23 protein-coding genes are annotated in these 24,944 nt (G+C 72.7%); 7 read left to right on the top strand and 16 right to left on the bottom strand.

Features of this window, described 5'->3' with window-relative positions:
- Window positions 1-477: 477 nt before the first annotated feature.
- Window positions 478-954 carry a MarR family winged helix-turn-helix transcriptional regulator gene (locus tag AB0H75_RS38835; protein ID WP_367804788.1) on the bottom strand — a complete coding sequence of 159 codons (477 nt, stop codon included), beginning with the start codon at window positions 952-954 and terminating at the stop codon, window positions 478-480.
- 63 nt (window positions 955-1,017) lie between these two features.
- Here AB0H75_RS38835 and AB0H75_RS38830 point away from each other — a divergent pair, with 63 nt between their 5' ends.
- Both AB0H75_RS38830 and AB0H75_RS38825 read left to right on the top strand, forming a co-directional pair.
- On the top strand, window positions 1,018-1,464 hold the full coding sequence (locus tag AB0H75_RS38830; protein WP_367804786.1) for a PPOX class F420-dependent oxidoreductase: 447 nt from the start codon (window positions 1,018-1,020) through the stop codon (window positions 1,462-1,464).
- Window positions 1,465-1,648: 184 nt separating this feature from the next.
- Window positions 1,649-3,094: a glycosyltransferase family 39 protein gene (locus tag AB0H75_RS38825; protein ID WP_367804784.1), complete on the top strand. Its 1,446-nt coding sequence runs from the start codon at window positions 1,649-1,651 to the stop codon at window positions 3,092-3,094.
- A 109-nt stretch (window positions 3,095-3,203) separates the two neighbouring features.
- Here AB0H75_RS38825 and tyrS read toward each other — a convergent pair whose 3' ends face one another.
- Window positions 3,204-4,469: a tyrosine--tRNA ligase gene (gene tyrS, locus AB0H75_RS38820; protein WP_367804782.1), complete on the bottom strand. Its 1,266-nt coding sequence runs from the start codon at window positions 4,467-4,469 to the stop codon at window positions 3,204-3,206.
- 91 nt (window positions 4,470-4,560) lie between these two features.
- Between tyrS and AB0H75_RS38815 the strand changes: the two genes are divergently transcribed.
- Window positions 4,561-4,962, top strand: coding sequence for a PH domain-containing protein (locus AB0H75_RS38815; RefSeq protein WP_367804780.1), 402 nt, complete (start codon window positions 4,561-4,563; stop codon window positions 4,960-4,962).
- Here the strand turns inward: AB0H75_RS38815 and AB0H75_RS38810 are convergent.
- From AB0H75_RS38810 to argC, 8 genes are read right to left on the bottom strand one after another with little or no spacing between them, the layout of a single operon-like run.
- Window positions 4,902-5,738 (bottom strand): DNA-3-methyladenine glycosylase, encoded by an 837-nt coding sequence (locus AB0H75_RS38810; RefSeq protein WP_367804779.1) that lies wholly within the window; start codon window positions 5,736-5,738, stop codon window positions 4,902-4,904. The genes AB0H75_RS38815 and AB0H75_RS38810 overlap by 61 nt on opposite strands.
- On the bottom strand, window positions 5,720-7,141 hold the full coding sequence (argH, locus tag AB0H75_RS38805) for an argininosuccinate lyase (protein ID WP_367804777.1): 1,422 nt from the start codon (window positions 7,139-7,141) through the stop codon (window positions 5,720-5,722). Before argH ends, AB0H75_RS38810 begins: the two co-directional genes overlap by 19 nt.
- Before the next feature lie 51 nt (window positions 7,142-7,192).
- The gene (locus tag AB0H75_RS38800) at window positions 7,193-7,699 is read right to left on the bottom strand and encodes an arginine repressor (RefSeq protein ID WP_367804775.1); all 507 of its coding nucleotides are present in this window, start codon (window positions 7,697-7,699) and stop codon (window positions 7,193-7,195) included.
- A complete protein-coding gene (gene argF, locus AB0H75_RS38795; RefSeq protein WP_367804773.1) occupies window positions 7,696-8,616 on the bottom strand; it encodes an ornithine carbamoyltransferase in 921 nt (306 codons plus the stop codon). The genes AB0H75_RS38800 and argF overlap by 4 nt, the downstream gene beginning before the upstream one ends.
- Entirely contained in the window at window positions 8,613-9,779 is a 1,167-nt protein-coding gene (locus AB0H75_RS38790) for an acetylornithine transaminase (protein WP_367804771.1), read from the bottom strand. The genes argF and AB0H75_RS38790 overlap by 4 nt, the downstream gene beginning before the upstream one ends.
- A complete protein-coding gene (gene argB / locus AB0H75_RS38785) occupies window positions 9,779-10,663 on the bottom strand; it encodes an acetylglutamate kinase (RefSeq protein WP_367804769.1) in 885 nt (294 codons plus the stop codon). The genes AB0H75_RS38790 and argB overlap by 1 nt, the downstream gene beginning before the upstream one ends.
- On the bottom strand, window positions 10,660-11,811 hold the full coding sequence (gene argJ, locus AB0H75_RS38780) for a bifunctional glutamate N-acetyltransferase/amino-acid acetyltransferase ArgJ (protein ID WP_367804767.1): 1,152 nt from the start codon (window positions 11,809-11,811) through the stop codon (window positions 10,660-10,662). Before argJ ends, argB begins: the two co-directional genes overlap by 4 nt.
- Window positions 11,808-12,830 (bottom strand): N-acetyl-gamma-glutamyl-phosphate reductase, encoded by a 1,023-nt coding sequence (argC, locus tag AB0H75_RS38775; protein WP_367804765.1) that lies wholly within the window; start codon window positions 12,828-12,830, stop codon window positions 11,808-11,810. The genes argJ and argC overlap by 4 nt, the downstream gene beginning before the upstream one ends.
- 140 nt (window positions 12,831-12,970) lie before the next feature.
- Here argC and AB0H75_RS38770 point away from each other — a divergent pair, with 140 nt between their 5' ends.
- A complete protein-coding gene (locus AB0H75_RS38770; RefSeq protein WP_367804763.1) occupies window positions 12,971-13,507 on the top strand; it encodes a hypothetical protein in 537 nt (178 codons plus the stop codon).
- A gap of 76 nt (window positions 13,508-13,583) precedes the next feature.
- On the opposite strand, the gene AB0H75_RS38765 is transcribed toward AB0H75_RS38770, so the two are convergent.
- The 5 genes from AB0H75_RS38765 to AB0H75_RS38745 all read right to left on the bottom strand — a co-directional run bounded on the left by AB0H75_RS38765 (window position 13,584) and on the right by AB0H75_RS38745 (window position 20,749).
- Entirely contained in the window at window positions 13,584-14,975 is a 1,392-nt protein-coding gene (locus tag AB0H75_RS38765) for an alkaline phosphatase PhoX (RefSeq protein WP_367804761.1), read from the bottom strand.
- Window positions 14,976-15,155: 180 nt separating this feature from the next.
- Window positions 15,156-17,210 carry a bifunctional aldolase/short-chain dehydrogenase gene (locus AB0H75_RS38760; protein WP_367804759.1) on the bottom strand — a complete coding sequence of 685 codons (2,055 nt, stop codon included), beginning with the start codon at window positions 17,208-17,210 and terminating at the stop codon, window positions 15,156-15,158.
- Between the two features lie 6 nt (window positions 17,211-17,216).
- Complete coding sequence (rhaI, locus tag AB0H75_RS38755; RefSeq protein WP_367804757.1) at window positions 17,217-18,368, bottom strand: L-rhamnose isomerase; 1,152 nt, start codon at window positions 18,366-18,368, stop codon at window positions 17,217-17,219.
- 10 nt (window positions 18,369-18,378) lie between these two features.
- The gene (locus AB0H75_RS38750) at window positions 18,379-18,696 is read right to left on the bottom strand and encodes an L-rhamnose mutarotase (RefSeq protein WP_367804802.1); all 318 of its coding nucleotides are present in this window, start codon (window positions 18,694-18,696) and stop codon (window positions 18,379-18,381) included.
- Window positions 18,697-18,817: 121 nt separating this feature from the next.
- Window positions 18,818-20,749, bottom strand: a complete 1,932-nt coding sequence (locus AB0H75_RS38745) for a beta-galactosidase (RefSeq protein WP_367804755.1) — start codon at window positions 20,747-20,749, stop codon at window positions 18,818-18,820.
- Between the two features lie 335 nt (window positions 20,750-21,084).
- Here AB0H75_RS38745 and AB0H75_RS38740 point away from each other — a divergent pair, with 335 nt between their 5' ends.
- The 3 genes from AB0H75_RS38740 (at window position 21,085) to AB0H75_RS38730 (ending at window position 24,320) form a co-directional block, all read left to right on the top strand.
- On the top strand, window positions 21,085-22,086 hold the full coding sequence (locus AB0H75_RS38740; RefSeq protein ID WP_367804753.1) for a LacI family DNA-binding transcriptional regulator: 1,002 nt from the start codon (window positions 21,085-21,087) through the stop codon (window positions 22,084-22,086).
- The gene (locus tag AB0H75_RS38735) at window positions 22,083-23,507 is read left to right on the top strand and encodes a rhamnulokinase family protein (protein ID WP_367804751.1); all 1,425 of its coding nucleotides are present in this window, start codon (window positions 22,083-22,085) and stop codon (window positions 23,505-23,507) included. Before AB0H75_RS38740 ends, AB0H75_RS38735 begins: the two co-directional genes overlap by 4 nt.
- Window positions 23,508-23,783: 276 nt before the next feature.
- A complete protein-coding gene (locus AB0H75_RS38730) occupies window positions 23,784-24,320 on the top strand; it encodes an NUDIX hydrolase family protein (RefSeq protein ID WP_367804749.1) in 537 nt (178 codons plus the stop codon).
- A gap of 18 nt (window positions 24,321-24,338) precedes the next feature.
- Here AB0H75_RS38730 and AB0H75_RS38725 read toward each other — a convergent pair whose 3' ends face one another.
- Window positions 24,339-24,857, bottom strand: a complete 519-nt coding sequence (locus AB0H75_RS38725; RefSeq protein ID WP_367804747.1) for a hypothetical protein — start codon at window positions 24,855-24,857, stop codon at window positions 24,339-24,341.
- Window positions 24,858-24,944 lie beyond the last annotated feature (87 nt).

The following is a 24,944-nucleotide window of genomic DNA, read 5'->3' as shown; positions in this document are numbered from 1 at the left end:
TTCCGTCAATCAAATGACGGGGTGATACATGTGTTGCACATGCACTGGCTTTTAACACACTGTTGAGTTCTCAAGAAACGGACGCGTCCATCCTCGCCGCGACTCCACTGGAGTCTCGCTTCGGAAGTGCTATCTCGTCTCCGCAATCTTATCAGACCGATCGGACCCTGTCAAGTTTGGCGCTTGACCGGAGCCGGCACGAACCGACTAGGATTGCGCGCCCCGTTTCCGGGGCAACCCTCACAACTTACCGTGACATCCGGGGCTTGTCCAATCAACCGATTTTCCGGCTACTTCGGACGCGCCCTGGAGCACCTCGGGCTTGAAGCATGCCGTGGCAGCTCAGCCGAGTGGCTCGTCGATCGAGGGGCTTGCCCGGGGCCCGTCCGCCAGAGCGGCGTCCGGCTCACTCCCGGGGCGAGGTGAAAGATTAGGTCGCGATTCGCGAGGCGTCAAATCGCCGGGCCCGGCTCCTCGTCACAGGTCCGTCGCCGCGCGGTCGATGGCCCTCTCGCAGCGGAGCAGGAACTCGCGCAGCATCGCCCGCTCCTCCTGCGTGAACTCCTCCGACAGTGCCCGCTCGATCAGCACGGCCCGCGCGTCGGCCGCCGCGAGGGCTTCGCGGCCGGCGTCGGTGAGACGGGTCTCCAGGACGTTGCGGTGCCAGGGGTGGGGCGAGCGCTCGATGAAGCCGCGTTCCTCCAGGTTCTTGAGGACGACGGTCATGGCCTGCGGGGTCACGAGACAGCTACGCGCGAGGCCCGCGCCCGAGATGCCGGGATTGTCGGCGAGCGCAAAGAGGGCGGCGTACTGCGGGACGGTCAGCCCTGCCGGGCGCACGGCGAGTTGCTTGGCGGTGATCAGGGCCTGCTCGGTGCGTTTGATGTTCATGCCCAGCCGCTTGTCCGGCCGCAGGCCGGCGGCCTGGCCGCGCTTGTCCCTGGACGTCGCCATGGTCGCAATCGTACAAGCCCGGATGGACATTCCAATATTGACGAGCATCAAAGCTTTGATAATGTGCCCGTCGCCGATGAAGGCGTACTGGATGGAAGGGATGAGATGAGCGGAGAGCTGAGGACCATGATCCCGGAGAGCCATCTTGATCTGCTGGAGCGGCCGTTGTTCGCGCACCTGGCGACCGTCGGCGGCAGCGGCGGGCCCAATGTGAACCCGGTCTGGACCGTGTGGGACGGGGAGTTCCTGCGGTTCACGACCACGACCGACCGGCGCAAGTACCGGAATGTCATGGCGGATCCGCACGTGGCCGTGTCGATCAACGATCCGGAGCGGCCCTATCGCTACCTGGAGGTCCGGGGAGTGGTCGAGCGGATCGAGGCGGATCCGGCGGGTGACTTCTTCGACGTGCTGGCGAGGCGTTACGGGCTGGAGTACGACAGACCGGTCGGCGACGCCGAGCGGCGGGTGGTGATCGTTGTGAAGCCGACACATGCCACGAGCCAGTAGGGAGGGTGCGCCGGCGGCCGGGTGCGTGGCGGTGGTGGTGTTGTTGTCGTTCGGTTCGATGGGGTGATCGGGTCCGGTTATCGGCTCGGATGCGAGCGGGTGCGATTCGCGGGTGTTCGCGGGTGATTGTCGCGTGCCGGGCATGACGCCATTCTTGTGGGCCTGTGCCGCGTATCCTGCCCCGGTGACCACTGCCGCCACACTCGCACCCACCGCCCGCCACGCCACACGCCGCCCCCGCGCGTGGAGCCCGTGGTGGACGGCGCTGCTCGCCGCCGGCGTGGCCTTCTCGGGCACCGGCTCCGCCACGCTGAACGGCGACGAGCTGGCCACCGTCAGCGCCGCCCGCCGGTCCCTGGCGGGGATGTGGGAGCTGGCGCTGAACATCGACGGTCACTTCCTGCCGTACTACCTGTTTATGCACTTCTGGACGATGGCGGGCACCTCCGAGCTGTGGCTGCGGTTGCCGTCGGCCCTGGCGGTCGGCGCGGCGGCCTGGCTGCTCACCGATCTGGGCCGGCGGCTGCACTCCGTCCGGGCGGGGGTGTTCGCGGCGGTGATCTTCGCGGTCCTGCCGTCCGTGTCCTACTTCGGGGCGTTCGCCAGGTCGTACGCGTTCGCGGCGGCCGCGGCGGTGCTGGCGTTCTGGGCCCTGCACCGGGCGCTCGAACGGCCGGGGGCGGGCGGGCGGTGGGTGCTGTACGGCGTGGCGGTCGCGCTGGTGTGCTCGACGCACCTGTTCGCGGTCCTGGTGCTGCCGGCGCACCTGGCACTGATCCGGCGGGACGTCGTGGTGCGCATGCTGGGGGCGCTCGCGGCCGGTGGCGTTCCGGCCGTGGTGCTGGGGCTGATCGGGTTCGGGGAACGGCACGCGATCAGCTGGATCCCGCAGCGCGGGCCCGAGGTGTGGCTCAAGTTCCCGAAGATGGCGGCGGGGACGAGCGTGTTCGGGGTGGTGCTGTTCGCGGTGGCGGTGGCGGGGGTCGTCCTGCTGTGTGCCGGGCGGCGGCGTGCGTGGGGTGCTGCGCTGGCGGGCTGGCTGGTGCTGCCGCCGTTGCTGCTGCTGGCGGTGTCGCATCTGGTGACGCCGGTGTACGTGGACCGGTACCTGTTCGTGACGGCGCCCGCGCTGGCGCTGCTGGCCGGGCTGGCGGTGGCGGCGCTCCCCCGCTTCGCCGTGGTGGCCGGGGTCGCGGTCGTGCTGCTCGGGTGCGTGTTGTCCTTCCCCGATCACGTGGACATCCGGGAGGAGAACGGGCGGTTCGAGAACATCCCGTGGGCGTTGCGGGTGATCAGGGCCGAGCCGGACGACGCGATCGTCTACGGCCAGAGCCAGCTTCGCACCGGTTTCGACTACTACGCCGACTCGCTGATGCCGGTGGACGTGCTCAGGTCGGGCGACGAACCCTCCCCCGACGGGTTCGGCTATCCCGAGCGGCCGGACGTGGCCGCCGCGCTCAAGGGGCGCGAGCGGGTGTGGGTGGTCTGGCGGGGTGACAAGCGGGCCGGGCTCGAAGGGGACGCCGTGCCGCGGGTGGCGGAGGTCGAGCGGGCGGGGTTCGAGCTGAGCCTGGCCAAGCACTCCGCCGACCTGCCGGGGCTCACGGTGGCGTTGTTCACCCGGCGGTGAACGGCTGACCGGTGAACAACTGACCGGTGAACGGCTGACGGCGGCGGGCCCCTCCCGCCCGCTCCCCCGTGACGAGGGGCGGGCGGGAGGGCCCGTTCGGATGCGGAGGTCAGCCGACCTCGACGCCGCCGATGGACTTCTTGCCGCGCCGCAGCACCATGAACCGGCCCTGCAGCAGGTCGCCGGCGTCCGGCACGTACGACTCGTCGGTGATCTTGACGTTGTTGAGGTACGCGCCGCCCTCCTTGACCGCCCGCCGGGCCGCCGACTTCGACTCGACGAGCCCGCTGTCGGCCAGCAGGTCCACGAACGACGCCCCGAGCGTGTCGATCTTGGCCTTGGGGACCTCGGCGAGCGCGCCCTCCAGGGTGGCCGCCGACAGCTCCTCCAGCGAGCCCTGTCCGAACAGCGCCTTGGAGGCGGCCACGACCGCGGCCAGTTCCTCGGCCCCGTGCACCATCCTGGTGAGATCCTCGGCCAGCGCGCGCTGCGCCTCCCGGGCGAACGGGCGCTCGGCGACGGCCTTCTCCAGCTCCTCGATCTCCTCGCGCGAGCGGAACGTGAACACCTTCAGGAAGCGCACCACGTCGCGGTCGTCGGCGTTGAGCCAGTACTGGTAGAACGCGTACGGCGAGGTGAGCGCGCCGTCCAGCCAGACGGCGCCGCCCGCGGTCTTGCCGAACTTGGTGCCGTCGGCCTTGGTGATCAGCTTGCCGGTCAGGGCGTGCACGTGGGCGCCCTCGACCCGCCGGATCAGGTCGACACCGGCGGTGATGTTGCCCCACTGGTCGCTGCCGCCGAGCTGGAGCGAGCAGCCGTGCCGCCGGTAGAGCTCCAGGTAGTCGTTGGCCTGGAGGATCTGGTAGCTGAACTCGGTGTAGCTGAGCCCTTCGCCGGACAGCCGGGCCGAGACGGACTCGCGGGCCAGCATGCGGTTGACCGGGAAGTGCTTGCCCACATCACGCAGGAAGTCGATGGCCGACATCTCCGCGGTCCAGTCGAGGTTGCTGACGAGTGTGGCCGAGGTGGGCCCCGGCTCGAACGACAGGAACTTCTCCACCTGTACGCGGATGCGCTGCACCCACTCGGCCACCACCTCGGTGGTGTTGAGCACCCGCTCGGTGCTACGGCCACTGGGGTCGCCGATCAGGCCGGTGGCGCCGCCTACCAGGCCGATCGGCTTGTGGCCCGCGCGCTGGAAACGGGTGAGGATCAGCAGGGTGGCGAGGTTGCCCACGTGCAGCGACGGGGCGGTCGGGTCGAAGCCGGCATAGACGGTGATCGGACCCTTCGACAGCGCCTCACGCAGGGCGTCGATGTCGGTGGTCTGCGCGAGGACGTCGCGCCATTCGAGTTCGTCGAGAATGTCGGTCACTGTGCCGGCTTTCCACGTAGTCAGACAATGGGTTGGGGTACAGCGTGCCCGATCGCGCGGGTGGCCCGCCACTTGGATACGCTCTGTGCCCATGTGGAGGGTCCGTCGCGAGCTGGCCGTTTTCAAGATCTTAGGGGCTGTGGCGTGTGCGGGGCTCGCCGTCTACTGGTGGGTCGGTGGCGACTATCGCGGGGTGATCCTGGCCGTTCCTGCGGCCGCGCTGATCGGGGGGATGGGGCTGCGGGACCTGCTGGCGCCGGTGCGGCTGGCGGCCGACGAGAGCGGGATCACCGTGGTGCACGGGTTCGTCGGCCGGCGGCACGTGCCCTGGGAGGCGATCCGGGACGTCAAGGTGGACGTGAGCCGGCGTTACGGGCGGCGCAGCGAGATGCTGGAGATCGACACCGGCGACCACCTGCACGTCTTCAGCGCTCACGACCTGGGCGCCTCTCCGACGGAGGTGGCCGCGGAGCTGCGGCGGCGCGGCACGTGAGCCCGGTACGGCGACACGGTCGGGTCGCCGTCGATCCAGAACCGCCACGGCACGTCCTTGGCGCTGGAGATGCCGGTGCGCGGCCCGGACCTGATGAGCGCGGGATCGGGCGGCGCGCCTTCGAGCACGGCGGCCGGGCCACCGGGGTGTCCGGCGGCGTGTCCTGCGGGTGAGCCCTCCGCCTCCGGAACGGCGTCCTCCAGGACGGCGTCCTCCAGGATGGCGTCGAGACCGTTGTGCTCGCGGGCCAGGCCGAGGGCGACCGCGAGCCGGGCCGGGCCGCGCGCCAGGTCCCGGTCGGGCACCGGACGGCGCCCGGAGGCCGAGCCACCGGACGGGCCGGTGGCGCGGTCGGTGGGGCGGTCAGTGGCGCGGCCGGCGGTGCGGTCGGTGGGGCGGTCGGTGGCGCGGCCCGTGGTGCGGCGGGTGCGGGCCACGTCCAGGCCCTCCACCACCTCGCCGGCCCGCAGCAGCACGGCCGAGCCGTGGCCCTCGGGCAGGCAGACGAGGTTGGTGCAGTAGTGCATGCCGTAGGTGAAGTACACGTACAGGTGGCCGGGCGGGCCGAACATGACCGCGTTGCGGGGCGTCTTGCCGCGGTAGGTGTGCGCCGCGGGGTCCTCGCCGGGGCCGCCGTACGCCTCGACCTCGGTCAGGCGCACGGCGACGGGGCCGTGGACGAGGACGCGCCCGAGCAGGTCGGGCGCCACCTCGTGCGACGGCCGGTCGAAGAAGCTCCGCGGCAGCGGCGCGGCGCTCAGCTCCCCGTGGCCCATGCCGCCTGGGCGTCGACGATCTCGCGCAGCGCGGCGAGCTGGTCGCGGACGCGGTCGGGCGCGGTGCCGCCGTGCGCCTTGCGGGCGGCGAGGGCGCCGGGCACGCTGAGCACGTCGCGCACGTCGGGGGTCAGGTGGGCGGAGACCTTGAGCAGCTCGTCGTCGGTGAGCTCGCCGAGGTCCTTGTCGTTGACCTGGCACCACACCACCAGGTGGCCGACGGCCTCGTGTGCCTCGCGGAACGGCACGCCGCGCCGCACCAGCAGCTCGGCCAGGTCGGTGGCCAGCGCGAACCCGTCGGGGGCCGAGGACTCCAGGCGGGCGGTGTTGACCCGCATGGTGGCGACCAGGCCGGCCATGGCGGGCAGGACCAGCAGCAGGGTGTCGACGGCGTCGAAGACCGGCTCCTTGTCCTCCTGCAGGTCGCGGTTGTAGGTGAGCGGCAGGCCCTTGAGGGTGGTCAGCAGCGACATGAGGTTGCCGATGAGCCGGCCGGACTTGCCGCGGGCCAGCTCGGCCACGTCGGGGTTCTTCTTCTGCGGCATGATGGACGAGCCGGTGGAGTAGGCGTCGTCCATCTCGATCCAGCGGAACTCCTGCGAGGCCCACAGGACGATCTCCTCGCCCAGCCGCGACAGGTGCACGCCGATCATGGCGGCGTCGAAGAGGAACTCGGCGGCGAAGTCGCGGTCGGCGACGGCGTCCATCGAGTTGGGGGCGGCGGAGGTGAAGCCCAGCTCCGCGGCCACGGCCTGCGGGTCGAGCGGCAGCGACGAGCCGGCCAGCGCGCCGGCGCCGAGCGGCGAGACGGCCGCGCGTTTGTCCCAGTCGGTGAGCCGCTCGACGTCGCGGGCGAAGGCGTGCACGTGCGCCAGCAGCTGGTGGCCGAACGACACCGGCTGCGCGTGCTGCAGGTGCGTCATGCCGGGCGCGGCGGTCTCGGCGTGCTGCTCGGCCTGGGCCATGAGCGCCGTCTCCAGCTCGGCCACGCGGGAGACGATCCTGCGGACGTGGTCGCGCAGGTAGAGGCGCAGGTCGGTGGCGATCTGGTCGTTGCGCGAGCGGCCGGCGCGGAGCTTGCCGCCGAGCGAGCCGAGCCGCTCCAGCAGGCCGCGTTCCAGCGCGGTGTGCACGTCCTCGTCGGCCACCGTCGGCCGGAACTCGCCCTCCTGGCAGGCGCGGTCCAGGTCGTCGAGCGCGCCGATCATGCGCTCGAGCTCCTCGTCGCTCAGCAGCCCCGCTCTGTGCAGCACCCGCGCGTGCGCCCTGGACGCGGCCAGGTCGTACGGCACGAGCCGCCAGTCGAAGTGCACGCTCACCGACAGCCGGGCCAGCGCGTCGGAAGGGCCGCTCTCGAAGCGCCCGCCCCACAGCCGCATCGGCTTGCCTTCACTCACCGTCATCTCCTTCGTGTCCCCCGCGACCCTAGTGCAAGTCGGCTGCGCGGGTGTACGTCAGCTGCGCCGGTCGGCGACTTTCAGCAGCGCCTCGGCGACGGCCCGCCCGCCCTGCGGGTCGCGGGTGATGACGAGGATCGTGTCGTCGCCCGCCACCGTGCCGAGGATGGACTCCCAGTCGGCGTGGTCGATGGCCGAGGACATGAACTGCGCCGCGCCCGGCGGGGTCTTCACGACGACCAGGTTGGCCGAGGCCTCGGCGCTGACCAGCAGCTCCTCGGCCACGCGCTGCAGGCGCGCGGAGGGGGACTCGCCGGCGCCGACCCGGGCGACCGGGATGCGGGCGCCGCCCTCGCCGGGCAGCGCGTACACCAGTGAGCCGTCCTCGGCGCGCAGCTTGAGCGCGCCGAGCTCGTCCAGGTCGCGCGAGAGCGTGGCCTGGGTGACCTCGACGCCGCTGTCGGCGAGCAGCTTGGCGAGCTCCGGCTGGGAGCGCACGGCCTGCCGCCGCAGCAGGTCGGTGATCTTCGCCTGCCGGGCCGCCTTGGTCATCGGGATGGTCATGGTCTGGTCACCAGCCAGTGGAGCAGGGCCTTCTGGGCGTGCAGGCGGTTCTCGGCCTGGTCCCACACGACGCTGCGGGGGCCTTCGAGGACCTCCTCGGTGATCTCGTAGCCGCGGTAGGCGGGCAGGCAGTGCAGCACGATCGCCTCGGGCGCGGCGTGCTCCAGCAGCCCGGCGCCGACCTGGTACGGCATGAGCGCGGCCACCCGCTCCTCCTTGCCGCTCTGGCCCATCGACACCCAGGTGTCGGTGGCGATGACGTGGGCGCCCTCGGCGGCGGCGGCCGGGTCGGTCAGCGCGGTCACCGAGCCGCCGGTCGTCGCGGCGATCTCGCCGGCGCGGGCGAGCACGGCCGGGTCGGGCCGGTAGCCGTCGGGGGCGGCGACGCGCACGTGCATGCCGGCGGTGGCGCAGCCGAGCAGGTAGGAGTGGGCCATGTTGTTGGCGCCGTCGCCGAGGTAGGCGAGGGTCAGGCCGGCGGTGCGGCCCAGGCTCTCGCGGACGGTCTGCAGGTCGGCGAGGATCTGGCAGGGGTGGTAGGCGTCGGTGAGGGCGTTGACGACCGGCACGCGGGAGTGGGCGGCCATCTCCTCGATGAGCTCCTGGCCGGTGGTGCGCCAGACGATGGCGGCGACCTGCCGGTCGAGCACCCGGGCGAGGTCCTTGGCCGGCTCGCCGCGGCCCATGAGGGCCGAGACGTTGTCGACGACGAGCGGCAGGCCGCCGAGCTCGCCGATGCCGGTGTGGAAGGAGACGCGGGTGCGGGCCGAGGGCTTGTCGAACAGGACGGCGACGGTCTTCGGGCCCTCGAAGGGGCGGTAGCCGAAGCGGTCCTTCTTCATGGCCTCGGCCAGGTCGAGGACCTCCGCCTGCTCGGCGGGGGTGAGGTCGTCGTCCTTGAGGAAGTGCCTGGTCACCGGGATGCCTCTTCCACGATCGCGGGGAACGCCGTCACGAAGGCGTCCACCTCTTCGGCCGTCACCACCAGCGGGGGCGCGATGCGTACCGCGTCCGGCTGGAGGGCGTTGACCAGGAACCCGGCCTCGGCCGCGGCCTTCTGGAGCTGTGCCGAGCGCGGCTCGCGCAGCACCGCGGCCAGCCACAGGCCGCGCCCGCGCACGCCCTTCAGCAGCGGGTGGCGGACGGCCTCCAGGCCGGAGCGCAGCCGCGCCGCCACCTCGCGCACGTGGGCGAGGTCCACGTTGTCGAGCACCGCCAGCGCGGCGGCGCAGGAGACCGGGTTGCCGCCGAAGGTCGAGCCGTGGTCGCCCTTCTCGAACAGCCGGCCCACGTCGCCGAAGCCCACGCAGGCGCCGATCGGCAGGCCGCCGCCCAGGCCCTTGGCCAGGGTGAGGATGTCGGGGACGATGCCGTCGGCCTGGTGGGCGAACCAGTGGCCGGTGCGGCCGATGGCGGACTGGATCTCGTCGGCCACCAGCAGCGCGCCGGTGGAGTCGCAGATCTCGCGGGCGGCCTCGAAGTAGCCGTCGGGGGGCGGGACCACGCCGGCCTCGCCCTGGGTGGGCTCCAGGAAGACCGCGATGCAGTCGCCGGTGACGGCTTCCTTGAGCGCGTCGGCGTCGCCGTACGGGACGAAGCGCACGTCCACCGGGAACGGCCCGAACTGGTCGCGGATGGCCGGCTTGCCGGTCAGCGACAGGGCGCCGATGGTGCGGCCGTGGAAGCCGTTCTCGGCGGCGACGAAGTAGCTGCGGCCCTCGCGGCGGCCGTACTTGAGCGCCAGCTTGTAGGCGGCCTCGTTGGCCTCGGTGCCGGAGTTGGCGAGGAAGACGCGGGCCGGGGCGTTGAGCAGCTCGCGCAGCTTCTCGGCGAGCAGCACCTCGGGCTCGTGCAGGAACAGGTTGCTGGTGTGCGCGATGGACGACACCTGCGTGCAGACGGCCTGGACCAGGGCCGGGTGGGCGTGGCCGAGGGAACTGGTGGCGATGCCGGCGATGAAGTCGAGGTATTCCTTGCCGTCCACGTCCCACACGCGGCTGCCCTCGCCGCGCGCCAGGGCGACCGGCGGGACGCCGTAGTTGGGCATGAAGGCGTCTTCGAACCTCTTGAACAGGCTCATCAGGGCATCACCATCGTTCCGATTCCTTCATTGGTGAAGATCTCCAGCAGCAGGGAGTGCGGCACCCGGCCGTCGAGCACGTGGGCCTGCGGCACGCCGCCCCGCACCGCCGTCAGGCAGGCCTCCATCTTCGGGACCATGCCGCTGGACAGGGTAGGCATGATCGTCTCCAGCTCGTCGGCGGTGAGCTGGTCGATCACGTCGGTGTCGTCGGGCCAGTTGGCGTACAGGCCCTCGACGTCGGTCAGGACGATCAGCTTCTGCGCCTGGAGCGCCACGGCCAGCGCGGCGGCGGCCGTGTCGGCGTTGACGTTGTAGATCTCGCCGTCGTCGCCGCGGGCGACACTGGAGATCACCGGGATGCGGCCGTCGCCGAGGAGGGCGTGCACGGCCCCCGGCTCGACCTTGACGATCTCGCCGACCTGGCCGATGTCCACCGGCCGGCCCTCCACGACCGCGTGCTTGCGGACGGCCGTGAACAGGTGGGCGTCCTCGCCGGACATGCCGACGGCGAACGGGCCGTGCCGGTTGACCAGGCCGACGATGTCGCGGTTGACCTGGCCGACCAGGACCATCCTGACGACCTGCATGGCCTCGGCCGTGGTGACGCGCAGGCCCGCGGTGAAGGTGGACTCGATGCCGAGCCGGTCGAGGGCGCTGCTGATCTGCGGGCCGCCGCCGTGGACGACGACCGGGCGCAGGCCGGCGTGCCGGAGGAAGACGACGTCTTCGGCGAAGCCGGCCTTGAGCGGTTCGTCGGTCATGGCGTTGCCACCGTACTTGACGACGACGGTCGCGCCATGGAAGCGGGTCAGCCAGGGCAGCGCCTCGATGAGGGTGCCCGCCTTCAGCTCCGCCGCGCTGCGCCTCCTGAGCTGCGTCACGAGCTGTACGCCGAGTTCTCGTGGACGTAGTCCGCGGTCAGGTCGGTGGTGTGGACGGTCGCGGTGTGCGGGCCCGCCGACAGGTCGATGGTGATCGTCACGTCCCTGGGGCGCATGTCCACCTTGGAGCGGTCGTCGCCGACCGCGCCGCCGCGGCAGATCCAGATGCCGTTGATGGCGACGTTGAGCCGGTCGGGCTCGAAGGCGGCGTCGGTGGTGCCGACGGCGGCCAGGACGCGGCCCCAGTTGGGGTCCTCGCCGTGGACGGCGCACTTGAGCAGGTTGGAGCGGGCGACCGCGCGGCCGACCGTGACGGCGTCGGCCTCCGAGGCGGCGCCGACGACCTCGATGGCGATGGCCTTGGAGGCGCCCTCGGCGTCCACCAGGAGCTGGCGGGCCAGGTCGGCGCAGACCTCGTACACCTTCTGCTCGAACTCGGCCGGGTCGGGCCTGACGCCGGAGGCGCCGCTGGCCAGCAGCAGCACGGTGTCGTTGGTGGACATGCAGCCGTCGGTGTCGAGCCGGTCGAAGGTGCGGGAGGTGGCCCTGCGCAGCGCGGCGTCGAGCTCCTCGCTGGTGAGGTCGGCGTCGGTGGTGATCACGCAGAGCATGGTGGCCAGGGCCGGGGCGAGCATGCCGGCGCCCTTGGCCATGCCGCCCACCATGTAGCCGGCGGCCCGCTTGAAGGAGATCTTGCTGACGGTGTCGGTGGTGCGGATGGCGTCGGCCGCGGCCAGGCCGCCGTCGCGGGAGAGCTGGCCGGCGGCGGTCTCGACGCCGGACAGCAGCGCGTCCATGGGCAGCCGCTCGCCGATGAGGCCGGTGGAGCAGACGGCGACCTCGCCGGCGGAGTCGCTCAGCGCCTCGGCGACCTTCTCGGCGGTGGCGTGGGTGTCCTGGAAACCCTCGGGGCCGGTGCAGGCGTTGGCGCCGCCGGAGTTGAGCACCACCGCTCGCAGCCGGCCGCCCGCGAGGACCTGCTGCGACCACAGCACGGGGGCGGCCTTCACCCGGTTGGCGGTGAAGACGCCCGCGGCGGCGCGGCTGGGTCCGTCGTTGACGACGAGGGCCAGGTCGCGGGCGCCGCCGGGCTTGATCCCGGCGGCGACGCCTGCGGCTCTGAAACCAAGAGGAGCAGTGACGCTCACGGTGCGACTCCTGTCAGGGGGAGGCCGAGCTCTTCCGGCAGGCCGAGGGCGAGGTTGACGCTCTGGATGGCGCCTCCGGCCGTGCCCTTGGTGAGGTTGTCGATGGCGATGACGGCGACGACGCGGCCGGCGCGCTCGTCGAGCGTCACCTGCAGGGCGGCGGTGTTGGCGCCGCAAGTCATGGAGGTGGCCGGCCAGACGCCCTCGGGCAGCAGGTGGACGAAGGGCTCGTCCTTCAGCGCCACCTCGTACGCGGCCCGCAGCGCCTGCCTGGTGAGGCCGGGCGCGGCGGGGGCGGTGCAGGTGGCGAGGATGCCGCGGCTCATGGGGGCCAGCGTGGGGGTGAACGAGACGCGCACCGGCGTGCCGGCGACCGCCGACAGGCCCTGCTCCATCTCGGGGGTGTGGCGGTGGACGCCGCCGACGCCGTACGCGCTGACCGAGCCCATGACCTCGCTGCCCAGCAGGTGGGGCTTGGGCGACCTGCCGGCGCCGCTGGTGCCGCTGGCGGCGACCACGACCACGTCGGGGCCGGCCAGGCCGGCGGCGAAGGCCGGGAAGAGGGCCAGCAGCACGGAGGTGGGGTAGCAGCCGGGCACCGCGACGCGCCGCGCGCCGCGCAGGGCCTCGCGCTGGCCGGGCAGCTCGGGCAGGCCGTAGGGCCAGGTGCCGGCGTGCTCGCCGCCGTAGAACTCCTGCCAGGCGGCGGGGTCGGCGAGCCGGTGGTCGGCGCCGCAGTCGACCACGACGGTGTCCGGGCCGAGCTGGGCGGCGACCGCCGCGGAGTGGCCGTGGGGCAGCGCCAGGAAGACGACGTCGTGGCCGGCGAGCGCGGCGGCGGTGGTGTCCTCGACGACGCGGTCGGCGAGTTGCGGCAGGTGGGGCTGGTGGGCGCCGAGGCGGCTGCCCGCGCTGGAGGCGGCGGTGAGCGCGCCGATCTCGAACTCGGGGTGCCCGAGCAGGAGGCGCAGCAGCTCTCCGCCCGCGTAGCCGCTGGCTCCCGCTATCGCCGCTCTCATGTCCGCCCCTCCTGCATATTCATGCACCACAGCTCATGACCTTGCTTGTGAGAATGATGCACGTCGGAGCGGGGATACGCAAGCGGGCTTTCCCAGCCGGTTGCAGGTGAACACCAAGTGGCGGCCGGAATGATGAGCTTATGAGCGATTTCTTGTCCGATGTGCAGTTCGTCACACCAGGCCGGGGGCGGGACCCGGGGCGGTGGGGGCGCGTCGTGCTCGTGCTGCTCTGGCTGACGATGGGCCTCGTGCCGATGTGGTTCGCCGTGGGCGACCTGGAGCTCGCGACCGGGCGGGTGGGCACGCCGGGGACGTTGCGGGTGATCTCCTGCGAGGACCTGGGCCAGGGGCGCTACGACTGCAAGGGCGAGTTCGCGCCGGACTCCGGCGGCGCGCCGGTGCCGGTGGACGCCTCGCCAGACTCCTCGGCGGGCGACGTCGTGCGGGCGCAGCTCACCCCGGCGGGCGACCGGGCGGTGCCGGCGGGGACGAAGGGAGTGCTGGCGGCGCTGGCGCTGCCGTCGGTCGGGTTCGGCGGGCTGGGCTTCCTGCCGTACGTGATCATGTACTGGGCCGGGGCCCGCCGGGGGCGGCGGGCCGCCGTGATCGGCGGGTGGCTGGTCACGGCGGCCGGGGCCGCGGGGATGCTGGTCGGCCTGGTGGCGGCCTACTCCTGAGCGGTCGGATGCGCCGCCCCCCGGGCGGTCGGATGCGCCGCCCCCCGGGCGGTCGGATGCGCCGCCCCCCGGGCGGTCAGGTGCGCTGCCAGGGGCCGGTGACGGCCAGGACGTGGCCGGGCGAGTAGATGTTGGCGAACAGGATCGAGCCGTCGCCGCTGAAGGTCGGGCCGGCGAACTCGCTCTCGTTGGCCTCGTTGCGGGCCAGCATGTACGGCGTGCCGTCGCGGGTCACCCCCACCAGGTGGTTGTAGCCCTCGCCGTCCTCGGCCAGGATCACCCCGCCGTGCGGCGACAGCGCGATGTTGTCGGGGCCGCCATAACCGCCGGCCGGGTCGGGGTTGACGCCGAAGATGGTCTTGAGCGTGACGGTGCGCGTGCGCGGGTCGTAGAACCACACCTGGCCGTCGTGCTCGCGGGCGCTGCCGTCGCCGGTGCGGGCGAAGCTGGAGACCAGGTACGCGCCGCCCTCGCCCCAGTAGGCGCCCTCCAGCTTGTGCGCGTGGGTGACCTGCCCGGCGGCGAACTGGCTGCGGATCGAGGTGGTGCGGGCGTCGCGGTCGGGCACGTCCACCCAGCGCACCTGGTACGTGGTGCCCGGCCGGCTGGCCTCCGACAGGTCGGCGACGGGCCGGCGGCCGTCGTAGCAGGCCATCGCCTGGAGCCGGCCGGCCGTGTCGCCCCCGGCGGACAGGGCCAGCGCGCGTAAGGCGCCCTTGCCGCCGCGGAAGCCCTGCGGGGGCAGCCAGCGGTAGTACAGGCCGTTGGGGCCCTCGGCGTCCTCGGTGAGGTAGATGGCGTAGGTGTACGGGTCCACCGCGACGGCCTCGTGCGCGTAGCGGCCGAGGAACTTCAGCGGCACCGGGTCCCGGTTGGCCTCGCGGTCGAAGGCGTGCACCTCGAAGACGTAGCCGTGGTCCTTCTGCAGCGGCCCCTGCGCCAGGTACTCGGCCTCCTCGCAGCTCAGCCAGGAGTTCCAGGGGGTGCGGCCGCCCGCGCAGTTGTTGAGCGTGCCGGCGAGGCTGACGTACTCCCTGACGCGCTCGCCGCCGGCGGTCAGCTCGATCGTGGTGGTGCCGCCGCGCGCGCCGGGGTCGTAGGTGAGGCCGGGCAGCGTCGGCACGGCGTAGGGCTCGTCGAAGACGATCTCGTGGTTGCAGACCAGCACCCCGCCCCCGCCGCGCCCGGCGGCGAACCAGGCCATGCCGTCGGGGTCGCTCGGCGTGGGCTGGCCGCTGTCGAGCAGCGTGACGCCCGCCTCGGCGACGATCCGGTACGAGAACCCGGCGGGCAGGCTGAGCAGCCCGGCCGGATCGGGGACGAGCGGCCCGTATCCCTGGAGGACGCGGGTGGCGGCCCGGGCGGTGCCGGTCTCCGCGATGGCCTCGATGCTGCCCGCGAGAGCGATCCCCAGACCCCCTGCGGCGCTGTGGCGGAGGAACGAGCGACGGGACACCGGTGTTGACATGGGAGATCGCCTCCTGTTGCGAGAGGTGTTACCAGTCGGCGGATCGTCGCCGCCGGACTCGCTCCATGTCTCGCACACCGACACCAGGTGAATCCAGGATGAACGCGAAATGAACTGATATTCAGGGGTCGTTGATAGGGGTCCCCTACCGGCGCGCGGCCGGCGGGGGACCCCGCAAGGTCAGCGCAGGAACGCCGCGGCCACGCCCGCGTCCACCGGGACGTGCAGGCCGGTGGTGTGGGTGAGGTCGCCGGCGGCCAGCACGAAGACGGCGGCGGCCACGTGCTCGGGCAGCACCTCGCGCTTGAGCAGGGTGCGCTGGGCGTAGAACTCGCCGAGCCGCTCCTCCTCCACCCCGTACACCTTGGCCCGGTTGGCGCCCCAGCCGGAGGCGAAGATGCCGGAGCCGCGGACCACGCCGTCGGGGTTGACGCCGTTGACGCGGATGCCGTGCTCGCCCAGCTCGGCGGCGAGCAGGCGCACCTGGTGGGCCTGGTCGGCCTTGGCGGCGCCGTAGGCGACGTTGTTCGGGCCGGCGAAGACGGAGTTCTTGGAGGAGATGTAGACGAGGTCGCCGCCGATGCCCTGGTCGATCATGACCTTGGCGGTCTCCCTGGAGACCAGGAACGAGCCGCGCGCCATGACGTCGTGCTGCAGGTCCCAGTCGTCGAGGGTGGTCTCCAGCAGCGAGCGCGACAGCGACAGGCCGGCGTTGTTGACCACCAGGTCCACGCCGCCGAAGGCGAGCACGGCGGCCCGTACCGCGGCGGTGACCTGCTCCTCGGAGGTGACGTCCACGCCGACGGCCACGGCCACGTCCGAGGCGCGGTGGGCGCCGGCGCCGATCTCGGCGGCCACCTTCTCGGCCGCGGCCAGGTCGCGGTCGGCGACCACGACGCAGGCGCCCTCGGCGGCCAGGCGGCGGGCGGTGGCCGCGCCGATGCCCGAGCCGCCGCCGGTGACCAGCGCCACCCGCGTCGCCAGGGGCTTGGGGCTGGGCATGCGGCGGAGCTTGGCCTCCTCCAGCTCCCAGTACTCGATGCGGAACTTCTCCGACTCGGGGATGGGCGCGTAGCGGGAGACGGACTCGGCGCCGCGCATGACGTTGATGGCGTTGACGTAGAACTCACCGGCCACCCGCGCGGTCTGCTTGTCCCTGCCGAAGGAGAACATGCCGACGCCCGGCACCAGCACGATCGCCGGGTCCGCGCCGCGCATCGGCGGCGAGCCGGGGGTGGCGTGCCGCTCGTAGTAGGCGGTGTAGTCGGCGCGGTAGGCGGCGTGCAGCTCGCGCAGCCGCTCGACCGCCTGCTCCAGGGGCGCGTCCGGCGGCAGGTCGAGCACCAGCGGCGCGACCTTGGTGCGCAGGAAGTGGTCCGGGCAGGACGTGCCCAGCGCGGCCAGGCGCGGGTGCTCGGCGCGCGAGACGAAGTCCAGCACCTCGGGGGTGTCGGTGTAGTGGCCGACCACCCGCGTGTCGGTGGCGGCCAGGCCGCGGACGACCGGGAACAGCGCGGCGGCGCGGGCGTGCCGCTCGGCCTCCGGCAGCGGCTCGTGGACCACCGGGCCGAAGGGGTCGGGGCGGCCGTGCTCGGCCAGGTACGCCTCCGCGGTGCGGATGATCTCCAGGGACCGGCTCTCGCACTCCTCGGAGGTCTCGCCCCAGGCGGTGATGCCGTGGCCGCCCAGGACGCAGCCGATGGCCTGCGGGTTGGCCGCCTTGATCGCGGCGATGTCGAGGCCGAGCTGGAAGCCGGGCCGGCGCCACGGCACCCACACCACGCGGTCGCCGAAGACGCGCCGGGTCAGCTCCTCGCCGTCGGCGGCGGTGGCGAGCGCGATGCCCGCGTCCGGGTGCAGGTGGTCCACGTGGCCGGCCTCGACCAGGCCGTGCATGGCGGTGTCGATGGACGGCGCGGCGCCGCCCCTGCCGTGCAGGCAGTAGTCGAACGCGGCGACCATCTCGTCCTCGCGCTCGACGCCCGGGTAGACGTCCTTGAGCGCGCGCAGCCGGTCCAGGCGCAGCACCGCCAGGCCGGACTCCTTCAGCGTGCCGAGGTCGCCGCCGGAGCCCTTGACCCACAGCAGCTCGACGTCCTCGCCGGTGACCGGGTCGGGGGCGCTGCCCTTGGCGGAGGTGTTGCCGCCGGCGAAGTTGGTGTTGCGCGGGTCGGCCCCGAGGCGGTGCGAGCGGTCGAGGAGCTCGTTGATGACGTTGGGCGTGACGTTGGACATGGTGGTTCAGGCCCCCCAGCCGGCCTGCTGCCCGCCGACGCGCTCGGCGGCGATCTTCTCGAAGTACCCGGACGTGGCGTAGGCGGCCATCGGGTCGGGCGCGAGGCCCATCTCCTCGCGCAGCTCGGCGAGCAGCGGCCGCACGTCGGTGTTGTAGGCGTCCATGAGGACGGCGTTGGCGCCCAGCACGTCGCCGGCCCGCTGCGCGGCGGCCAGCGCCTCGCGGTCCACGAGCAGGGCCTTGGCGGTGGCCTCCTGGACGTTCATGACCGAGCGGATCTGGCCCGGGATCTTGGGCTCGATGTTGTGGCACTGGTCGAGCATGAACGCGACCTCGTCGGTGAACCCGCCGCCCCTGATCACCTCGTACATGATGCGGAAGAGCTGGAACGGATCCGCCGCGCCCACCATCAGGTCGTCGTCGGCGTAGAAGCGGGAGTTGAAGTCGAAGCCGCCGAGCTTGCCCTCGCGCAGCAGGAACGCGACGATGAACTCGATGTTGGTGCCCGGGGCGTGGTGGCCGGTGTCCACGACGACCTGGGCCTTGGGGCCGAGCTTGACGCAGTGGGCGTAGGCGGTGCCCCAGTCGGGCACGTCGGTGGCGTAGAAGGCGGGCTCGAACAGCTTGTACTCCAGCAGGAAGCGCTGGCCCTCGCCGAGCCGGTCGTAGACCTCGGCCAGCGCCTCGGCCAGGCGGTCCTGGCGGGCCCTGATGTCGTCCTGGCCGGGGTAGTTGATGCCGTCGGAGAACCACAGCTTGAGCGTGCCGGAGCCGGTGGCGTCCATGATGTCCACGCATTCGAGCAGGTGGTCGGTGGCCTTGCGGCGTACCCGGGCGTCGGGGTGGGTGACGCTGCCCAGCTTGTAGTCGTCGTCCTGGAAGACGTTGGAGTTGATCGCGCCGATGGCCACGCCCAGGTCGCGGGCGTGCCGGGCCAGGTCGGCGTAGTCGTTCACCTTGTCCCAGGGGATGTGCAGCGCGACCGTGGGGGCGATGCCGGTGTAGGCGTGGACCTGGGCGGCGTCGGCGAGCTTCTCGTACGGGTCGCGCGGCACGCCCTGCTGGGCGAAGACCTTGAAGCGCGTGCCGCTGTTGCCGTACGCCCAGGACGGCGTCTCGATGCGCTGCGCGCGCAGCGCGGCCTTGATGTCAGTCATAGCTCCCCGATCAATCCAGGTGGAACACTTCGGTCAGCGGCGTCATGCCCTCGTCGGGACGGCCGTCGAGATCCTCGAAGAACGGCGCCATCTCGGCCTGCCAGCGGGCGTTGACCTCGGTCCCGGCCATCGCCTTCCTGGCGGCCTCGAAGTCGTCGGTCTCCAGGTAGCCCACGAGCAGGCCGTCGTCCCGCAGGAAGAGCGAGTAGTTGTGCCAGCCGGTGCGTGACAGCGCCTCTCGCATCTCCGGCCAGACGTGCTGGTGGCGTTCGCGGTACTCCGCCAGCCGCTCTGGGCGGACTTTCAGCAGGAAGCAGACCCGTTGCACTGGCACCCCCTTCAAAACGTTTTAATCTTTCGTGCAGGAAACTATGATTCCTGGTGCTCGCTGTCAATGCGCCCGCCGCCCCCGGTGCGGCCGGAAGATCGCCCGGGGGCGGTGAACCGTTTTAATCCTCGGGCACCACCAGGGCGTCGCCGGCCGCCACCGTCACCCGGGTGCCGCCGGGCGTGGTGACGGCGGCGTCGGCGCCGGTGTGGTTGATCGCGAACAGGAACGAGCGGCCGTCCCGGTGGGCGCGGCGGACCACCTCGACGCCCGGCGGGGCCGTGGCCGCCGGGCGCACGCCGGCCTCGGCGCAGACCGCCGCGAGGACGCGGGCCAGCGTGGCGTCGTCCAGGAGGGTGGTCAGGTAGTGGGCCGCGCCGGCGCCGTGCTCGTTGCGCGTCCAGGCCGGACCGCCCGCCGCGTACGCGTCCAGGACCTTCGCCCCGGTGGCGCGGGCCAGCTCGCTCCACACCGTGCCGGTGCCGCCCGACTCCAGCGGGATCGGCCGCTCCAGCGGGAAGAACTCCTCGGTGGTGACCCCGAGCAGGTCGCGCCAGGCGCCCGGGTAGCCGCCCAGGCGGACCCGGTCGTGCTCGTCCACGATCCCGCTGTACGGCCCGACCAGCGCCACCCCGCCCCGGCGGACGAACTCCGCCAGCCCGGCCGCCCCGGCGTCGCTCACCAGGTACAACATGGGGACCAGGACCAGGCGGTAGCCGCTCAGGTCGCCCTCGGGGCGGGCCAGGTCGCAGGTGACGCCGGCCCGCCACAGCGCGGCGTGCCAGCGCTTGGCCTCCTCGACCGGGTCCAGCTCGGCGCTCGGCTGGGCGGGGTGGTCCTGGGCCCAGACGCTGGCGTGGTCGAGCAGGATCGCGGCCTCGGCGCTCACCCGGCTGCCGGTCACGCCGGCCAGCCCGGCCAGCTCGGCCCCGAGGGCGGTGACCTCGCGGAAGATCTTGGTGTCGGGGCCCGCGTGCGGCAGCATCGCCGAGTGCCACTTCTCGGCCCCGGCGCGGGAGGCCCGCCACTGGAAGAACATGATGCCGTCCGCGCCCCTGGCCAGGTGCTGGAGGGAGTTGCGGCGCAGCTCGCCGGGGGCCTTGGCGAGGTTGCGCGGCTGCCAGTTGACGGCGCTGGTGGAGTGCTCCATCAGCAGCCAGGGCCGGCCGCCGCCGAGCGAGCGGGCGTAGTCGGCGGCGAAGGCCAGGTCGATGTGCGGCTCGGGGCGGGCGCCGATCAGGTAGTGGTCGGTGGAGACGACGTCGAGTTCGGCGGCGAAGGCCCAGCAGTCCATGTCCCAGTGGGCGCCGGCCATGAGGTTCGTGGTGGCGGGCACGTCAGGGGTGATCGACCTGAGCAGGTCGCGTTCGGCGGCGTACAGCCCCACCAGGGTGTCGGAGCTGAAGCGGCGGAAGTCGAGCTGCTGGCCGGGGTTGGGGAAGCTGGGCGTGGCGCGGGGCGGCAGGATCTGCGTCCAGTCGCCGTAGCGCTGGGACCAGAACGCGGTGCCCCAGGCGTCGTTGAGCGCGTCGAGCGAGCCGTACCGGGCGCGCAGCCAGGCGCGGAAGGCCGCCGCCGAGGTGTCGCAGTAGCAGCGGGCGTTGTGGCAGCCGTACTCGTTGTGCACGTGCCACAGGGCCAGCGCCGGGTGGCCGGCGTAGCGGGTGGCGACCCGCTCGGCGATGCGCAGCGCCTTCTCGCGGTAGATCGGGGAGCTGGGGCAGAAGCCCTGCCTGCTGCCGTGGTGGAGCCGCCGCCCGTCGGCGTCCACCGGCAGCGCCTCGGGGTAGGCGGCGGCGAACCACGGCGGCGGGGAGGCGGTGGGGGTGGCCAGGTTGGCCCGGATGCCGGCGGCGGCCAGCAGGTCCAGCGCGCGGTCGAGCCAGCCGAAGTCGAACACCCCCTCGGCGGGCTCCAGCGCGGACCAGGAGAAGATCCCGACGCTGACCCGGTTGACGCCGGCCTCGCGCATGAGCGCGACGTCCTGCTCCCACGTCTCCTCCGGCCATTGCTCGGGGTTCCAGTCGCCGCCGTAGGCGATGACATCCGGCATGAGCCTGCCTTTCCGTCCGTACGTGACTGTTAGCGCTCACAGCGCGTTGCGCCGATCTTCACGGGGATTAAAACGTTCCTGAGGTGTGCGGCACAAGGGTTCGCGGCCCGCGTGATGCCGTCGTCGCCGGTCGGGGCGGGGAAACAGGGATCGCCCGGGCACTGCGGGAGCGGTCGCCGGGCGGTCGGCCGGAGGGCCGCCAAAAGCGGTTCAAGGTCGCCGTTCAACCGCCGGCCGGGGACCGGGCACCGGGCCTGCCACGGCCGCGGCCGGTTCCGGCCGTGGCCGGTGCGCTGACTGGCGCCCTGCCCATTAGTACGTTTTAATTGGGCTCCATGGCCATGGTCAGCATCAAGGACGTCGCCGCGCACGCCGGCGTCTCCCCCGGCACGGTCTCCAACGTCCTGAACCGGCCGGACAAGGTCGCCCCCGCCACCCGGGAGCGCGTCGAGGCGGCCATCAGCGAGCTGGGGTTCGTCCGGCACGGCTCGGCCTCGACGCTGCGCGCCGGCCACAGCAGGACGATCGGCCTCAGCGTGATCGACATCGGCAACCCCTTCTTCACCGAGGTCGCCGCCGGCGTCGAGGACGTCGCCAGCGAGCTGGGCTACGCCGTCATCCTGGGCAACTCGGCAGGCTCGCCCGACAAGGAGGACCGCAACCTGCGGGTGCTGGCCGAGCACCGGGTGCGCGGCGTGCTGATCACCCCCTCCGGCGAGGACCCCGCCCGGCTGGACCGGCTGCGCGAGCACGGCATCAGCGTGGTGCTGGTGGACCACCCGGCGCACCGCCCCGACCAGTGCGCGGTGGCCGTGGACGACGTGGCGGGCGGCCGGGCCGCGGTCGCGCACCTGCTGGCCAGGGGCGCGCGCGAGATCGCCTGCATCACCGGCCCGCTGACCATCCGCCAGTGCGTGGAGCGCCGCGAGGGCGCCAGGGCGGCGCTGCGCGACGCCGGGCTCGACCCCGGCGGGCTGCGGGTGGTCGAGGCGGCCACGATGACGGCCCGGGGCGGCGAGAAGGCCGGCGCCGAGCTGCTGGCCGGTGCCCTGCCCGAGGCCGTCTTCTGCGCCAACGACCTGCTCGCGCTCGGCGTGCTGCGGGCGTTGCTGCGCGCGGGGGTGCGGGTGCCCGAGGACGTCGCGCTGATCGGCTACGACGACATCGACTTCGCCGCCGCCTCGACGGTGTCGCTGAGCTCGATGCGGCAGCCGACGTACCAGCTCGGGCGCATCGCCACCGAGCTGCTGCTGGACGAGTGCGACAACCCCGACACCCACGCCCATCAGCACATCATGTTCCAGCCCGAGCTGGTCGCGAGGGAGTCGACGCAGTGAGCCGCCGTTTCGCCGCCGTGGACCTCGGCGCCTCCAGCGGCCGGGTGATGCTGGCCGACCTGTCCGGCGGGATCCGGCTGACCGAGGCCCGCCGCTTCCCCAACGGCCCGGTCCGCGTGGCCGGCCGGCTCCACTGGGACATCCTGGGCCTGTACCGGGAGATCCTGGCCGGGCTGCGCGAGGCCGGGCCGGTCGCCTCCGTCGGCGTGGACTCCTGGGCGGTCGACTACGGGCTGCTCGACGAGACCGGCGCGCTGCTGGGCAACCCGGTGCACTACCGCGACGAGCGCACCGGCGGCCTGCCCGAGCGGGTGGCCGCCGAGATCGGCGCGGAGAGCCTGTACGAGACCTCCGGCCTCCAGGTCCTGCCGTTCAACACGGTCTACCAGTTACTGGCGGAGCAGCGCGAGGGCCGGCTCGACCGGGCCGCCACGATGCTGCTCGTCCCCGACCTGCTCGGCTACTGGCTGACCGGCGAGATCGGTGCCGAGGTCACCAACGCCTCCACCACGGGCCTGCTCGACGTGCGCACCAGGACGTGGGCGGCGCCGCTGATCGAGCGGCTGGGCCTGCCCGCGCGGCTGTTCCCGCCGCTGCGGCAGCCGGGCGAGGCGATCGGCGGGCTGCGCCCCGACGTGGCCGCCGAGCTGGGCTGGTCGGCCCCGGTGCTGGCGGTGGGCTCGCACGACACCGCCTCGGCCGTGGCCGCCGTGCCCGCGACCGGCCCCGCCTTCGCCTACGTCTCCTGCGGCACCTGGTCGCTGGCCGGGGTGGAGCTGCCCGAGCCGGTGCTGACGCCGGAGAGCCGGGCGGCGAACTTCACCAACGAGGCCGGCATCGACGGCACCGTCCGCTACCTGCGCAACGTGATGGGCCTATGGCTGCTGCAGGAGTGCCTGCGCGCCTGGCCGGGCGCCGACCTGGCGCGGCTGCTGAAGGCCGCGGCGGACGAGCCGGCGTTCGCCGCCGTGGTCAACCCGGACGAGCCGGTGTTCCTGCCGCCGGGCGACATGCCGGCCAGGATCGCCGCCGAGTGCCGCCGCACCGGCCAGACCCCGCCCGCCACCGAGGCCGGGTACGTGCGCTGCGTGCTGGAGAGCCTGGCCCTCGGGCACCGGCGGGCGGTGCGGCAGGCGATGGAGCTGTCGGGGCGCGAGGTCGAGGTCGTCCATCTGGTGGGCGGCGGGTCGCGCAACGAGCTGTTGTGCCGGCTCACCGCGGACGCCTGCGGGCTACCGGTGGTGGCCGGCCCGGCCGAGGCGACCACGTTCGGCAACGTGCTGGTGCAGGCGCGGGCGGCGGGGCTGGTGCGCGACCTGGCCGAGATGCGGGCGCTGGTCGCCGGGGCCGAGCCGCTGCGCCGCTACGAGCCCTCCGGCCACGCCCGCGCCTGGGACGAGGCCGCCTCCCGCGTGTTCTGAGCCCCGGCCCTGGGTACGACCGTGCTGACCTGCCGGTTTCCGGTTCCGTCCGTCCGGGCGGAGCCGGGCCGGAGGCGGCGGAGACGGTGGAACGTCGGGGGCGGCGGAAGGGCCGCACGGAGCGGAGCGTGGTGGGGCATGGACAAGAAGATCGTCGGGTATCTGCCGTTCCTCGGCATCGTGCTGACCGTCTGCGCGGTGTCGTGGCTGGCCGGGCGCGGCCTTCCGCGGCCGGTCCCGGTACGGCGGTGACGGCTGAGGTCGTACGATCAAGAAATGACCGAAAAGACCGAAACGACGCCCGCCTGGCTGTCACCGGAAGAGCTGGAGTCGGTACGCGGCAGGATGCCGATCCTCTACATCGACGCCGTGCCGGTGCGGGTCGACGAATCCGGCGTGGTGACCCACGTCGGCCTGCTGCTGCGCATCGCGTCGGACGGGACGGTCAGCCGGGCGCTCGTCTCGGGCCGGGTGCTGCACCACGAGCGGGTCCGCGACGCGCTGCTGCGCCACCTGGAGAAGGATCTCGGGCCCGTGGCGCTGCCCCAGATCCCGATCTCGCCGCAGCCGTTCACCGTCGCCGAGTACTTCCCGACGCCCGGCGTCACCCCCTATCACGACCCGCGCCAGCACGCGGTGTCGCTGGCCTACATCGTGCCCGTGGCGGGCGACTGCCGGCCCCGGCAGGACGCCCTCGACCTGGTGTGGTTCACGCCGGAGGAGGCGGCCTCCCCGGCGGTGCAGCAGGAGATGACCGGCGGGCAGGGAGTGCTGCTGAAGCAGGCCCTGGCCCACGTCGGCCGCCTGACCTGAACGGCCCGTCCCGGGCCGTCACGGGCGCCGGGCGCCGTCGCGGACCCACCGGTAGAGCGGGTCGCCGGGGCAGGAGGTCTGGTAGCCGTCGCGGTGGCCCTTGACCTCGTCGCCGGCGCCGCCGTGCTCGCGGAGGTATTCGATGGCGTCGACCAGCCCGTTGAGCAGGTCGTCGTTGGGCTCGTCGAAGCCGGAGTCGCCGAGCAGCGCGAGCACGGCGTAGTGCCCGGAGTTGAGGCCGGCGCCGTTGGCGGCCGGCAGGTGGTGCGGCCCCCGCCCCATGAACAGCTTCCGGTGGGGGCAGCACACCATGTTGTAGCCGATGTCGATGTACCGCTCGCCGCGTCCGCCCCCCATGTGCATGCGCTGGATGCCACGCACCAGGCCGGGACAGTGGTCGTGGTTGTCGGGGTCGGCGAGGTCGGCGAGCACCTTGCCGCCCGTGTAGTGGATCTTCACGCCCCTGGTGGAGGACAGCCGCACGTAGCTCGCGGTGGGCTCCTTGGCGTGCCATTCGCTCCTGGTGATGAGGTGCATGGCTTCCCTCCTCGTTCGCCGTCGCCGATCCCCTGCCGTGTTTAACTATCCGTACGGGGACAGTGACAATCTGTCACCAGGGTGACG

It is taken from the genome of Nonomuraea sp. NPDC050783, assembly GCF_040802095.1.
Classification (GTDB): Bacteria; Actinomycetota; Actinomycetes; order Streptosporangiales; family Streptosporangiaceae; genus Nonomuraea.
Note: the sequence above shows the minus strand (reverse complement) of the source record. Positions and strands in the feature narration are given on the sequence as shown.